The 13,149-nt window shown below is 62.9% G+C and carries 12 protein-coding genes; 9 read left to right on the top strand and 3 right to left on the bottom strand.

All coding sequences use genetic code 11. The features are described 5' to 3' along the window. Nucleotides 1–16 precede the first annotated feature (16 nt). From B5V02_RS13315 to B5V02_RS13300, 4 genes are all read left to right on the top strand, one after another. Nucleotides 17–1,225 (top strand): acetyl-CoA C-acetyltransferase, encoded by a 1,209-nt coding sequence (locus B5V02_RS13315; RefSeq protein WP_111544635.1) that lies wholly within the window; start codon nt 17–19, stop codon nt 1,223–1,225. A gap of 15 nt (nt 1,226–1,240) precedes the next feature. Continuing rightward, entirely contained in the window at nt 1,241–3,460 is a 2,220-nt protein-coding gene (locus tag B5V02_RS13310; protein WP_111544634.1) for a 3-hydroxyacyl-CoA dehydrogenase NAD-binding domain-containing protein, read from the top strand. Between the two features lie 82 nt (nt 3,461–3,542). Then, entirely contained in the window at nt 3,543–4,193 is a 651-nt protein-coding gene (locus B5V02_RS13305; RefSeq protein WP_111544633.1) for a S24 family peptidase, read from the top strand. Nucleotides 4,194–4,202: 9 nt separating this feature from the next. After that, the gene (locus B5V02_RS13300; RefSeq protein ID WP_425374392.1) at nt 4,203–5,054 is read left to right on the top strand and encodes a thermonuclease family protein; all 852 of its coding nucleotides are present in this window, start codon (nt 4,203–4,205) and stop codon (nt 5,052–5,054) included. Here the strand turns inward: B5V02_RS13300 and B5V02_RS13295 are convergent. Beyond that, nucleotides 5,020–6,666: a lysine--tRNA ligase gene (locus tag B5V02_RS13295; protein WP_111544631.1), complete on the bottom strand. Its 1,647-nt coding sequence runs from the start codon at nt 6,664–6,666 to the stop codon at nt 5,020–5,022. The genes B5V02_RS13300 and B5V02_RS13295 overlap by 35 nt on opposite strands. A gap of 193 nt (nt 6,667–6,859) precedes the next feature. On the opposite strand from B5V02_RS13295, the gene B5V02_RS13290 reads away from it, so the two are divergent. Further along, nucleotides 6,860–7,273, top strand: coding sequence for a tellurite resistance TerB family protein (locus B5V02_RS13290; protein ID WP_167458486.1), 414 nt, complete (start codon nt 6,860–6,862; stop codon nt 7,271–7,273). Nucleotides 7,274–7,292: 19 nt separating this feature from the next. Here the strand turns inward: B5V02_RS13290 and B5V02_RS13285 are convergent, their stop codons facing one another. Further along, nucleotides 7,293–8,144, bottom strand: coding sequence for an ABC transporter substrate-binding protein (locus tag B5V02_RS13285; protein WP_111544630.1), 852 nt, complete (start codon nt 8,142–8,144; stop codon nt 7,293–7,295). Nucleotides 8,145–8,405: 261 nt separating this feature from the next. On the opposite strand from B5V02_RS13285, the gene B5V02_RS13280 reads away from it, so the two are divergent. The 3 genes from B5V02_RS13280 to B5V02_RS13270 all read left to right on the top strand — a co-directional run bounded on the left by B5V02_RS13280 (nt 8,406) and on the right by B5V02_RS13270 (nt 10,637). After that, a complete protein-coding gene (locus B5V02_RS13280; RefSeq protein WP_111544629.1) occupies nt 8,406–9,137 on the top strand; it encodes a helix-turn-helix transcriptional regulator in 732 nt (243 codons plus the stop codon). 97 nt (nt 9,138–9,234) lie between these two features. Then, nucleotides 9,235–9,873, top strand: coding sequence for an acyl-homoserine-lactone synthase (locus tag B5V02_RS13275; RefSeq protein ID WP_111544628.1), 639 nt, complete (start codon nt 9,235–9,237; stop codon nt 9,871–9,873). Between the two features lie 14 nt (nt 9,874–9,887). Then, complete coding sequence (locus B5V02_RS13270; RefSeq protein WP_111544627.1) at nt 9,888–10,637, top strand: enoyl-CoA hydratase-related protein; 750 nt, start codon at nt 9,888–9,890, stop codon at nt 10,635–10,637. 107 nt (nt 10,638–10,744) lie between these two features. Here B5V02_RS13270 and ppk2 read toward each other — a convergent pair whose 3' ends face one another. Further along, complete coding sequence (gene ppk2 / locus B5V02_RS13265) at nt 10,745–11,647, bottom strand: polyphosphate kinase 2 (protein ID WP_111544626.1); 903 nt, start codon at nt 11,645–11,647, stop codon at nt 10,745–10,747. Between the two features lie 182 nt (nt 11,648–11,829). Here ppk2 and B5V02_RS13260 point away from each other — a divergent pair, with 182 nt between their 5' ends. Then, nucleotides 11,830–13,095: an ATP-binding protein gene (locus B5V02_RS13260; protein ID WP_111544625.1), complete on the top strand. Its 1,266-nt coding sequence runs from the start codon at nt 11,830–11,832 to the stop codon at nt 13,093–13,095. Nucleotides 13,096–13,149: the final 54 nt, after the last annotated feature.

Below are 13,149 nucleotides of genomic sequence, written 5' to 3'. Positions count from 1 at the left end.
AGGAAGGAACCGAAAGATGGCCGAAGCTTATGTCTATGACGCCGTGCGCACGCCGCGCGGCAAGGGCAAGAAGGACGGATCGCTGCACGAGGTGCCGGCGGTGCGGCTTGCCGCCAAGACGCTTGAGGCGTTGCGCGACCGCAATGGGCTCGACACCGGCAATGTCGACGACATCATCTTCGGCTGCGTCGATCCGGTCGGCGAGGCGGGCTCGGTCATTCCGCGCGCCGCCGCCTTCGAGGCCGGCTACGATACCAAGGCGCCCGGCATGCAGATCTCGCGCTTCTGCGCGTCAGGCCTCGACGCCATCAATTTCGGCGCCGCCAAGATCGCGCAAGGCGCCGATGAGATCGTCATTGCCGGTGGCGTCGAATCCATGTCGCGCGTCGGCATGGGCGCCTCCGGCGGTGCCTGGTTCATGGATCCTTCGGTCGGCCTGCCGGGCTGGTTCGTGCCGCAAGGCATCTCGGCCGACCTGATCGCCACCAAATACGGCTTCTCCCGCGACGACGTCGATGCCTATGCGGTCGAGAGCCAGAAGCGCGCGGCAAAATCCTGGGCCGATGGCCGTTTCAAGAAGTCCGTCATTCCGATCAAGGACCAGAACGGCCTGACCATCCTCGACCATGACGAGCACATGCGTCCGTCAACCGACATGCAGTCGCTGGCCTCGCTCAACCCGTCCTTCGTCATGCCTGGCGAAATGGGTGGCTTCGATGCCGTCGCGGTGCAGAAGCATCCCGAGGTGGAAGCGGTCAACCACGTCCACCATGCCGGCAATTCGTCCGGCATCGTCGATGGCGCCGCCGCCGTGCTGCTCGGCTCGAAGAAGGCCGGCAAGGCGATGGGTATCAAGCCACGAGCCCGCATCCGCACCTTCGCCAACATCGGCTCCGAGCCGGTGCTGATGCTGACCGGTCCGGTCGACGTCACCGAGAAGCTGTTGAAGCGCGCCAAGATGAAGCTGTCCGATATCGACCTGTTCGAACTCAACGAGGCCTTCGCCTCGGTTGTGCTGCGCTACATGCAGGCCTTCGACATCGAGCACGACAAGATCAACGTCAATGGCGGCGCCATCGCCATGGGCCATCCGCTCGGCGCCACCGGCGCCATGATCTTCGGCACGGTGCTGGACGAACTCGAGCGCCGCGACCTCAACACCGCGCTGATAACGTTGTGCATCGGCGCCGGCATGGGCACCGCAACGATTATCGAACGCGTCTGATAGGGGAGAGAAATCATGACCTACACCAATTTCACCCTCGACATCGACGCCGACGGCATTGCGCTGGTCACCTGGGACATGCCTGGCCGGTCGATGAATGTCTTCACCGAAGAAGCGATGCTGGAGCTGAACGCCATCGTCGACAAAGTGGCCGGCGACGCCGCCATCAAGGGCGCGGTGATCACCTCCGGCAAGGATACATTCTCCGGTGGCGCCGACATCACCATGCTGCAGAAGATGCTGGCCACCTTCGCCGCCGAAAAGGACAAGGATGTCGAAAAGGCGACCAAGGCGCTGTTCGACAATGCCGGCTATATGACCGGCCTGTTCCGCAAGCTGGAAACGTCGGGTAAGCCCTGGGTGTCGGCGATCAACGGCACCTGCATGGGCGGCGCCTTCGAATTGTCGCTCGCTTGCCACGGCCGTGTCGCCGCTGATAGCGACAAAGTCAGGATGGCGCTTCCCGAAGTGAAGATTGGCATCTTCCCGGGCGCCGGCGGCACCCAGCGGGTGCCGCGGCTGACCGATCAGCAGCAGGCGCTGCAGATGCTGACCTCCGGCCAGACGCTGTCGCCGCAGAAGGCCAAGTCGATGGGCCTGATCCATGAGATCGCTGAACCGGCCAAGCTGGTCGAAACCGCCAAGGCGATGATCAAGAACGGTCTGAAGCCGGTGGCGCCGTGGGACGAGAAGGGCTTCAAGCTGCCCGGCGGACCCATCTACTCAATGGCGGGCGCCAATCTGTGGCCGCCGGCCATCGCCATCCTGCGTCGCGAGACCTATGGCAACTATCCGGCCGCCGCCGCGATCCTGAAATGCGTCTATGAGGGCCTGCTGGTGCCGTTCGACACCGGCCTGCGCATCGAGCAGCGCTATTTCACCGAGATCATGCAGACCAAGGAAGCGGCGGCGATGATCCGCTCGCTGTTCGTGTCGCTGCAGGAACTGAACAAGGGCGCGCGCCGCCCGGCCGGCGTGCCGGAAACGAAGTTCAAGAAGATCGGCATTCTCGGCGCCGGCTTCATGGGCGCCGGCATCGCCTATGTCACCGCCAAGGCCGGTATTCCGGTCGTGCTGCTCGACCGCGACATGGAGTCGGCCGCCAAGGGCAAGGCGCATTCCGACAGCCTGGTCTCGGATCAGGTGAAGAAGGGCCGCGCCAAGCCCGAGGAGAAGGACAAACTGCTGTCGCTGATCACGCCGACGGCCGACTATGCCGATCTTGCCGGCTGCGACCTGGTGGTCGAAGCCGTGTTCGAGGATTCCGCTGTCAAGAAGAGCGCCACCGAACAGGCGGAAGCCGTGCTTAAAGCCTCGGCGATCTTCGCCTCCAACACCTCGACCATCCCGATTTCCTCGCTGGCCAAGAACTCGGCGCGGCCGAAGAATTTCATCGGCATCCATTTCTTCTCGCCGGTCGACAAGATGATGCTGGTCGAGATCATCCTGGGCAAGAAGACCGGCGACAAGGCGCTGGCCACGGCAATCGACTTCGTCCGCGCCATCAAGAAGACGCCGATCGTCGTCAACGACACGCGCGGCTTCTACGTCAACCGCTGCGTGCTGCGCTACATGTCGGAAGCCTACAAGATGCTGATCGAAGGCGTGCCGGCACCGATGATCGAGAATGCGGCGAAAGCCGCCGGCATGCCGGTCGGCCCGCTGGCTCTGACCGACGAAACAGCCATCGACCTCGCGCAAAAAATCATGAAGCAGACCATGCGCGATCTCGGCGACACCGCTGTCGACCAGAAGCAGATGGCGCTGATCAACACCATGGTCGACAACCATGGCCGCTTCGGCCGCAAGAACGGCAAGGGCTTTTACGACTATCCCGCCAAGCCGGCCAAGAAGAAGCTGTGGCCCGGCCTCAAGGATCTCTTCCCGCAGCTTGCGCCCGAGAAGGTCGATTATGAGGAATTGCAGCAGCGGCTGCTCGTCACCATAGCGCTGGAAGCGGCGCGGGTGATGGAAGAGGGTATCGTCACCGATCCGCGCGAGGCCGATGTCGGCTCGATCCTGGCCTTCGGCTTCGCGCCCTACACCGGCGGCGCGCTGTCCTATATCGACGGCATCGGCGTCAAGGCATTCGTCAAGATCGCCAAGAAACTGCAGAAGAAATACGGCGCCGAATTCAAGGCGCCCAGGCTGCTGCACGACATGGCCGAGAAGGACCAGACCTTCTACGAGCGCTTCGATCCCTACGCCAAGGGTGACGTGAAGCAGGCAGCGTAGGCCAGCCCTTGGACTGTGGACAAGATGGTGGCCCGGGGTTAGAACGGGGAAGGTATTTTTTCCTGTTTCGAGGAGAGCGAGATTGCTCTCGCATGACCGTGTCTGGGCTGCCATCGATGCTCTCGCCGAGCGCTATTCGCTGTCGGCTTCGGGCCTGGCCCGGCGCGCGGGGCTCGATTCGACCGCCTTCAACAAGTCGAAACGTCTGTCGTCGGATGGCCGGCCGCGCTGGCCTTCGACCGAATCGCTGGCCAAGATCATCGAGGCGACGGGCGCTTCGCTCGACGAATTCACCAGCCTGATCGAAGGCAGGGCCGGATCCGTCCAGGTCGCATCGGTCGCCCGCAGGCGCTCCGTGCCGTTGCTCGGCTTTGCCCAGGCCGGCGCCGGCGGCTTCTTCGACGATGCCGGCTTTCCGGCCGGGCAAGGCTGGGACCTGGTCGAATTGCCGGCGCAATCGACCGAGAGCTCCTATGCGCTGCAGGTGCAAGGTGATTCCATGTTGCCGCTTTACCGCAATGGCGACGTTCTCATCGTCGAGCCGGGCGCCATCACCCGCAAGGGCGATCGCGTCGTCGTCAAGACAACCGCCGGCGAAGTGATGGCCAAGGTGCTCGAGCGCCAGACCGTCAAGTCGATTGCACTGGTCTCGCTCAATCCCGATCATCCAGACCGCGACATTCCCATGCGCGATGTCGAATGGGTGGCGCGGATTGTCTGGGCAAGCCAATAGGTCCGGCAGGTGCGGCTCCCTCATCTTGCCCTGGCGGTTCTGATGGTCCCGGTGATGGCGGCCATGGTCGTCGCTGGCGGTCGCACTCTGAAGGGACGTGAGAGCGTGGTCACGCTGGATCAGGTTGATCCGGGCGCCGATGCGATCTCGCAGGAGGGCGCCGAGACGGTGCCCGGAGAGCCGGCCACATCTGCCATAGCCGCTCCGCAGCCGCCAAAGCCGCCGTCACATTCGAGGGCGATCGATCCCGAAATTGTCGCGCCACCGGAACTGCCTGCCGAGGGGCTTGAGCGTGTCGAGCCGCGCGCGCCGTTGAGCAAGATGGCGCTGGCCGTGCCGCCCAAGCCGAAAATGCCCGACGACTGGAACGGGACAAAGCTGTTCCAGCCGGTTACGCCGGCCGCCGGCCTGATCGACGCGAAGGGCTATTCGGTCGCGGTGTCCGGCATAGACATCGTCAGGCAGGACGAGACCTGTAGCGATGACGGCAAGTCCTGGCCGTGCGGCGTCCGGGCGCGGACGGCGTTTCGCGCCTTCCTGCGCGGCCGCGCGGTGGTCTGCACCGTGCCGCCCGAGGGTGGTCGCGACCTGATCGCCGCCGAATGCCGGATCGGCAAGCAGGATGTTGGCCAATGGCTGGTCGAAAACGGCTGGGCTCGGGCCGCCAAGGGTGGGCCCTATGTCGAGGCCGGCGACAAGGCACGCACGGCGAAAAAGGGTATTTTCGGATCGGCGCCGAACCTTGCCGGCATGCCGGCGATGCCGGCCGCACCGAACCCCGCGCCTCAGGCGCCGAGCTCGATCCTGGAAGAGGTCGACGGCGTGCTCAGGCCAGCTGACCAGCCAGCGCCCGCTCAATGAGCGCCCGCGTCTCGGCAATGCCATAGAGCGCGGCGAACGAGCCGAAGCGCGGGCCGCGCTCCTGGCCGATCAGCACCTGGTAGATCATCTGGAAGAAGGCACCCGATACGCCGGGGCCGCCCTCCGGGCTCTGCTTGGAATGATCCTGATAGCGTTCGATCCTGCGCGCGACGTTGAGCGAAGCGTTCTGGATCGCTTCGCCGTTGGCGTCAGCCGGCAGCGCGCCAAGCGCCGTGTCGAGGGCTGCCAGCGCCTCGCGCTCGACCTCGTCGGCGGGACGGAAGGTTTTCGTCGGCTTCACGAAATCGTCGAAATAGCGGATCGCATGGCCGACCAGCTGGTCGAGCTCGGGATGCGTCTTTGGCGTCACGCCTTGCGTATGGCGCGAAATGAAGCCCCACAGCACATCCTTGTTCTGCGCGTTGGAAGCGCTGACCAGGTTGAGCAGCAGCGAGAACGGCACCGGCATGTCGATGGCCGGCGGGTTGCCGTCATGCATATGCCAGACCGGGTTGCCCAGCCGCTCCTTCCAGTCCTGCCGGGGATAGGCTGCAAGGAAGGTGTAATACTCGTCCACGGCCCTCGGGATGACATCGAAATACAGCTTCTTGGCCTGCCGCGGCCGCTGGTACATATAGAGCCCGAGGCTTTCGGTCGGCGCATAGGTCAGCCACTCGTCGATGGTCAGCCCGTTGCCCTTCGACTTCGATATCTTCTGGCCGTTCTCGTCCAGGAACAGTTCATAGACGAAATGCTCCGGCGCGCGCCCACCCAGAATGTTGCAGATGCGGTCATAGACCACCGCATTGGTCTGGTGGTCCTTGCCGAACATCTCGAAATCGACGCCGAGCGCTGCCCAGCGCATGCCGAAATCCGGCTTCCATTGCAGCTTCACCCTGCCGCCGGTGATCGAAAGCGTGGTCTCGGTGCCCTCATCGTCGAATGTGATGGTGCCGGCCTTGGCGTCGACATGCTTCATCGGCACGTAAAGCACGCGGCCGCTTTTCGGCGAAATCGGCAGGAATGGGCTGTAGGTCGCCTGCCGCTCGGGTCCGAGCGTCGGCAGCATCACCGCCATGATCTGGTCATAGCGCTCGGCGGCACGCAGCAGCATCGCGTCGAAACGGCCCGACTTGTAATATTGCGTCGCGCTGGCGAACTCGTAGTCGAAGCCGAACGTGTCCAGGAAGCGGCAAAGCATCGCGTTGTTGTGATCGGCAAAGCTCGCATAGTCATCGCCGAACGGATTGGGCACCGACGACAGCGGCTTGTGCAAATGCGGCTCGAGCGCTGCGCGATCCGGCACGTTGTCGGGTATCTTGCGCATGCCGTCCATGTCGTCGGAAAAGCACAGCAGCTTGGTCGCAACCTTGTCCTGCGTCAGGACGCGAAAGGCATGCCGCACCATCGACGTGCGCGCCACCTCGCCGAACGTGCCGATATGCGGTAGGCCGGACGGTCCGTAGCCGGTCTCGAACAGGATTGTTTCGGGAAAGTCGGTGCCTTTGTAGCGCTCGATGATCTTTTTGGCTTCCTCGAACGGCCATGCCTTGCTTTCGGTCGCAGCCGCCAGCAGCTCGGGATTGAGATCGATGATGTTTGATCCCGCCATGTCACTGTTTTCCAAATCAGTCACTGTCTTCCAAATCGATCGCCGGCCCAAATCATTCGAAGGCGGGGCCGGAGCAGGGGTTTTTCAACCGGTCTCTAGGCGTGCATGGCCGGAGCGTCAACGCGTGCAGCGCTTTTTCCTTGCGGTGCAGATACCGCGTTCCTACCTTCGGAGCCCGTTCAAGGAGTATAGAATGTCGTTGCCGACGCCGCATGAAGCGCTGATCTACCTGATGGTCATCACCTCGGCCTCCGATCGCGACATGACCGATGTCGAACTGGCCCGGATCGGCGAGGTTGTCCGCTCCTGGCCGGTGTTCGAGGATTTCAACCACGACCGGCTGGTCGGCGTCGCCCAGGCCTGTCAGAAGATGCTGCATGAAAAGGACGGGCTGGAAGGCGTTCTTGCGCGGGTTGCCGAGGCCTTGCCCGAGCGCTTGCGCGACACTGCCTATGCCGCCGCCTTCGAGGTGGCCGCTGTCGATCTCGAGATGCGCATGGAAGAGGTACGGGTGCTGCAGCTCATCCGGCGTCAGCTCGATCTCGACACGCTGACGGTCGCCGCCATCGGCCGTGCCGCCAAGGCGCGGCTGCGCACTCTGACCTAGGGCGCTGCCTTTCGGTTGGCTAGAAAAAGCTGACCGGAAAATAGCGCAGGTAGAATTCGGCGAACGTGCCTTTCATCGAGATCTCCTGCAGCGCGTAGTCGAGCGCGGCGGCCAGCGCCGGATTGTCCGCCCTGGTGGCTATGGCCATGCCCGAACCCAGATATTCGGGCGCCAGATAGGGGCCGCCGGCAAAGCGGCAGCAGCCTGCCGCATCCGAGCCGCCCAGCCAGAAGGCGAGGCGCATGCCGTCGCCGAAGGCGGCGTCGAGCTTGCCCGCCTTGAGATCGGTATAGAGGTCTTCCGGCCTGTCGAAGGGGACGATCTGAACGGTATTGAAATAGTCGCGCAGCATGCGCTCATGCGCCGAGCCAGCTAGCACGCCGACACGCTTGCCGCGCAATTTGTCGAAGACCGGTTCGGTCAGCGCCTTGCCCTTCTGCATGACGAAGCGGGCCGGGAACTGCAGGTAGGAGCGCGAGAAGGCATAGGTCGCGCGCGATTCCGGCGTTGCGGCGATGCCGGCGATGATCGCTTCGCCCTCACCTTTCTGCAGCGCGCCTTCGAGCTCTGCCCAGGGCAATGCCTGGATCTGGCATTTTTCGGCAATGCCAAGCTCGGCGCAGATGGCGCGTGCCAAATCGATGTGGAAACCGGACAGCTTTCCCGCGCCGTCGAGGAAATTGAAGGGTGGGAAATCCGTGGTCGTCAGGAAGCGCAGCCGGGGCAGTGCCGAAAGGTCCGGCTTCGGCAGCCGCTCCTTGGCATCCCACAGCACCGGCACCTGCGGCTCAGCGGCGCGTGCGGCATCGGCGACCGACAGCGCTCCGATCAGCATCGACGCAAGAGCCAAAAACCTCCACTGGAACGCCACGATAAAACTCCGCCGCAGTCGTGTTGGCAGGGTTTTGGTACGAAAATGACACAGGTACAATGCTTTTTGATTTCAACGCGTCGATTTCAGGATATGCTTTAGGTGATTTGCAAATAGCCGTGGCTGCCTTGGTGGGGGACCAGGGTCGAGAACCACGACCGAAAACAAGCGGTTTGCAATCCGTGGTCGGTGGTGAAGTGCAAACGAAGCACGCATCATTGGTCGCAATGCATAAGGCAGCAACATGGGGTTGATGTTGCGATGGGTCAGTTCGATCGCACGCTGGAATTCATAGACCACCTGCAGCACGCCGGAACGGCGGCGGCAGTCTGCGAAACGTTGCTGGGCATAACGTCGGATTTCGGCCTCACCGCGCTGATGGCGGGAACCGTGCCGCAGCCGGGCACGCCGAGCGGCCTGCAAAAGCAGCATGTGCTTCTCTGCGACTGGCCCGTCGAATGGCTGGAGCGCTATGTGGCGCGCAACTATGTCGATCACGACCCGGTCGTCAGCCATATGAAACAGCTGCAGGCGCCGTTCCAGTGGCGCGAAGCCTCACAGGGCGCCCGCATCGACAAGAGCAGCGGCGAAGTGATGGGCGATGCCGGCGTGTTCAAGTTGCGCGACGGACTGGCCTTCCCGCTGATCACGCTCGACGGCCAGATCGTCATGGTGTCGCTGGGCGGCGAGGCAGTTGAATTGTCGGCGGCCGAGTTCGGCCTGGTGTCGCTGGTGTCGACCTATGCGGTCGGCCGCGCCATGCAGCTCCACACGATGGCGAGCAACACCATCGATCACATCGTATTGACGCCGCGCGAGCGCGAATGCCTGCAATGGGCCGCCGTCGGCAAGTCCGAGTGGGAGATTTCGCAAATCCTCGGCATCTCCGAACACACCTCGGAGAAACATCTTCTTAACGCCAAAAGCAAACTTGGTGCCGTCAACCGGGTTCAGGCCGTCGCGGAAGCGATAAGGCGGGGCTACATTAGCTAGGTCGGCCGTGCCGGCCTAGCAACTCTAGCCTACGCGATCACGCAATTTTCTCATCGAAGCACGGCCGTATCTTCCTCTGAAACCAGGAGATGACGGAATGCTTTTTTCTCTCACAACCCAAGAATTGATGGAACGTCCCGACCTTTGGGAGGCGGTCCATCGCTTGCGCTACAAGATCTTCGTCGAGGAGATGGGGTGGGATGATCTCAGGCGCCCCGACGGGCTCGAATGCGACCAGTTCGATCATGACGAAGCCGTCCATCAAATCGTCATCAGGGGCAGTGAAGTCGCAGGCTACCAGAGGCTTTTGCCGACGACACGCGGGCATCTTCTGACCGAGGTGCTGACCGACCTCTTTGAGGGGACGCCGCCCTCCGGTCCCAACATCTACGAGTTGACCCGCTATGCGGTCGCTCCCGGTTACCGCGACGGCCGTCGCGGTGTGTCGACCGTCGGCACCGAGCTGATTGCCGGCTTCGTCGAGTGGGGACTGAAGCGCAACGTCAACCAGATGATCATCGAGTTCGAGCCGATGTGGGTGCTGCGCGCATTGCAGCTGCATTTCCTGGCGACCCCGCTGGGCTATCAGCGCACCTATGGCAACCAGCAGGTCGTAGCCACCCTGCTTACCTTCAACGAGCACACGCTCGATGTGGTGCGTTCGCGCCGCAATCATTTTGCTCCCGTGCTGGCCAGGGGATACCCCGACATGCTCGGCCAAAGGCGTGCGTCGTGAGATCGGAGACCGTCATGAGCCCCCATCCGCAACCAGAACTCCGCAACCACACGTTGATCGTCACCGTATCGTCTAGTGACGGCCGGCCGGTGCTGGACAGAAGAGCCTATGAAAGCCTGGCAAAGACCTTCCATGAAGCCGCCGACAATGAGGAGGTGCGCGTCGTCGTGCTGCGCGGCCTGGCAGGCTGCTTCTGTCTCGGCGGCGATTTCTCCGAATTCCTCGACGCCACCAAGCACCAGAAACTGATCGCCGCCGTCACCGATCTGTTTCGCACGCTGGCGACGTTTCCAAAGCCCATCCTTGCCTGCGTCGATGGCGATGCCGTCGGCGTCGGTTGCACCATCCTATTCCATTGCGACATGGTGATCGCATCCGATCAAAGCACGTTCCGGGTGCCGTTCGTCGATTTCGGCCTGGTCCCGGATGCGGCGACCAGCATCCTGGCGCCGCAGAAACTCGGCTATGCCGGTGCTTTCCGCTTCTTCTGCCTCGGCGACACGCTTCGCGCCGAGGACGCCAGGGCGCTCGGCCTCGTCGCCGAGATCGTGCCGGGCGGCAGCGTCGAGGAAGCGGCCCTCGGCCGGGCGAGACAACTTGTCAAGAAGCCGGTCGCCGCCTTGCTGGCGACGCGAGGCCTGCTCAAGGGCAACACCGGCGCGCTGTGCGACCGTATCGATCAGGAGATTTCGCTCTTCCAGCAGGCGCTGCAGGATGACACCACGCTGCGACGCCTGCAGCGCATTGCCCGGCTGGTGGCTTAGACTGGGAGTCACGAGGAAAAAGGCATCGCCGCGCGGCCTCTGGCTGCGCGGCGCAAAAGCGTCAGCCCTGTTTTCCCAGGCCATGGCCTGGTTTCTTGCGGGCCATCCTATTCTTTCAAAAACGACGGCCCTTCGCCGATGATCTTCTTGTCTTCCTTGCCGATGATGTCGAGATCGCGCCCGTCATAGGGCAGCGACAAGAGGATGCGCCGCATGACCGCCAGCCGCGCGCGCCGCTTGTCATTGGCCCGTACGATGATCCACGGCGCGAATTCCTTGTGGGTGCGCTCGAACATGGTGTCGCGGACCTTGGTGTAGTCGTCCCATTTGGTGATGCCGGCAACGTCGATCGGCGAGAACTTCCAGCTTTTCAGCGGGCTGTAGCGGCGATCGTGAAAGCGCTCGAGCTGCGTCTCCTGGCCGATGTTCAGCCAGAATTTGAAGAAGTGGATGCCCTCGTTGGCGATCATCCGTTCGAAATGCGGCGTCTCGTCGAGAAACTGATCGTGCTGCTGCGGCGTGCAAAACCCCATCACCGGCTCGACGCCGGCACGGTTGTACCAGGAGCGGTCGAAGGTGAGGAACTCACCCGATGTCGGGAAATGGTCGACATAGCGCTGGAAGTACCATTGCCCCTGCTCGGTCGGGGTCGGCTTGGTCAGCGCCACGTTGCGCGCGGTACGAGGGTTGAGGTACTGGCGCAGCACGAAGATCGTGCCGCCCTTGCCGGCGGCGTCGCGGCCCTCGAACAGCGCCATCACCCGTTTGCCGGTCGACTGCAGCCACGCCTGCGCCTTGACCAGCTCGATCTGCAGCTTCTCGAGCGTCTCGTCATACTCGTCGCTTTTCATCTTCTTGTCGTAGGGGTAATCGCCGGCGGTCAGCTTGTTGTCCTCGACCCAGTCGGGAAGCACGGGATTTTCAATATCGAACTCCCGCTCCTTGCCGTCGATCCTGATCTTCAGCGGACCCGAAGTCGGCGCGGCGGGAGTTTCCTTGGCTTTTTTCATCGAGGCGAACCCTTTCCTGCTTCCGGACTCATGCTATTGGGAGCCACTACAGCACTTTGATTTTGCGCATGATCCTTTCAGAAAATCGATTCCGATTTTTCTGGGTCATGCGCTAGACCGGTCCAGCGGAAGTTTCCGTCACTGGTCGGGTGCGAGGCATTGGGTGCGGGCGCGCGAGCGAAATGGCTGACCTGGACGCAGAGCAGAAAGGCACGGCGCAAGCCCTGGCCGTCCGGCTGTGGAACAGCCGCTGGCTGCTGATCGCCGGTGTCGTCGCGATTCTCGCTGTGTATGCCTTGGCCGCGATATCCGCATATATCGTCCTTGCGGCGCTGGCGCTGCTGCTTGCGGCGGCAATGCTGCCGGTCAGCGGCACGCGCCAATCGGCCGAGAGTGCCGCGGCGATCGAGGCATTCGGGTTGCAACGGCTCTCCGGCGAATATCTTGCGGCCGCCGTCGCCGACCCGCTGATCATCTTCGACCGGACCGCCACCATCGTCCACGCCAATGCCGCCGCTTTCGCCGCCTTCGGCGGGATCGCGCCTGGTCTGTCGCTGTCGCTAAAATTCCGGGCGCCGGAAATGCAGGCTCTGCTGGACGGCGTGCTGTCGGGCGATGTCGCCTCTGACGTCGTCGACTATACGGAGAAGCTGCCGGTCGAACGGGCCTACCGGGTGAGCGCGTCTTCGGTCGGCCACGGCACAGATCTCTATGTGCTGGTGTTCAAGGACCAGAGCGAAGCGCGCAGGATCGACCGCATGCGCGCCGATTTCATCGCCAATGCCAGCCACGAACTGCGCACGCCGCTCGCCTCGATCGCCGGCTTCATCGAAACGCTGCGCGGACCGGCCCGCAACGACCCGGCGGCGCGCGACCAGTTCCTGCAGATCATGCAGAGCCAGACCGGCCGCATGGCGCGTCTGATCGACGATTTGTTGTCGCTGTCGCGGCTCGAGATGAAGCCCTATCTGAAGCCGGGCACCGAGGTCGACCTGCGTGAGACAGTCGACAGCGTCATCGATTCGCTCGGACCGCTGGCCAGGGAAAACAGTGTTGCCGTCGAGCGGGATTACGCCGACGGGCCGCTTGATGTTCCCGGGGATCGCGACGAGCTCTTCCAGGTTTTCGAGAACCTCTTGGAAAACGCCTGCAAATACGGGCAGTCGGGTGGCCGCGTCGTGGTGTCGATCGCGCGCAGCGATGCCGGCTCGGAGCCAGGCATCGACGTGACCATCAGGGACTTTGGCCCCGGCATTCCCGAGGAACACATTCCGCGCATCACCGAGCGCTTCTATCGCGTCGATGTCGAGACCAGCCGCACCCAGAAGGGCACCGGCCTTGGTCTGTCGATCGTCAAGCATATCCTGACACGCCACAATGCCCGGCTTTCGATCAAGTCCGAGTTCGGCAAGGGCGCTGCCTTCTCGGTTCATTTGCCGACGCACTGATACTGCCCTATTTTTCCACTGGAGCGTTTCTTTTTTCTGTCATCCGGCTAGCGT

Source organism: Mesorhizobium kowhaii, assembly GCF_003253745.1.
Lineage (GTDB): Bacteria > Pseudomonadota > Alphaproteobacteria > Rhizobiales > Rhizobiaceae > Mesorhizobium > Mesorhizobium kowhaii.
This window is presented reverse-complemented; position numbering and strand designations above follow the sequence as displayed.

Coding starts and splice junctions, on each gene's coding strand:
- B5V02_RS13315 (WP_111544635.1), top strand. CDS start 17: ATGGCCGAAGCTTATGTCTATGACGCCGTGCGCACGCCGCGCGGCAAG.
- B5V02_RS13310 (WP_111544634.1), top strand. CDS start 1,241: ATGACCTACACCAATTTCACCCTCGACATCGACGCCGACGGCATTGCG.
- B5V02_RS13295 (WP_111544631.1), bottom strand. CDS start 6,666: ATGGCGGGATCAAACATCATCGATCTCAATCCCGAGCTGCTGGCGGCT.
- B5V02_RS13290 (WP_167458486.1), top strand. CDS start 6,860: ATGTCGTTGCCGACGCCGCATGAAGCGCTGATCTACCTGATGGTCATC.
- B5V02_RS13280 (WP_111544629.1), top strand. CDS start 8,406: ATGGGTCAGTTCGATCGCACGCTGGAATTCATAGACCACCTGCAGCAC.
- B5V02_RS13275 (WP_111544628.1), top strand. CDS start 9,235: ATGCTTTTTTCTCTCACAACCCAAGAATTGATGGAACGTCCCGACCTT.
- B5V02_RS13270 (WP_111544627.1), top strand. CDS start 9,888: ATGAGCCCCCATCCGCAACCAGAACTCCGCAACCACACGTTGATCGTC.
- ppk2 (WP_111544626.1), bottom strand. CDS start 11,647: ATGAAAAAAGCCAAGGAAACTCCCGCCGCGCCGACTTCGGGTCCGCTG.
- B5V02_RS13260 (WP_111544625.1), top strand. CDS start 11,830: ATGGCTGACCTGGACGCAGAGCAGAAAGGCACGGCGCAAGCCCTGGCC.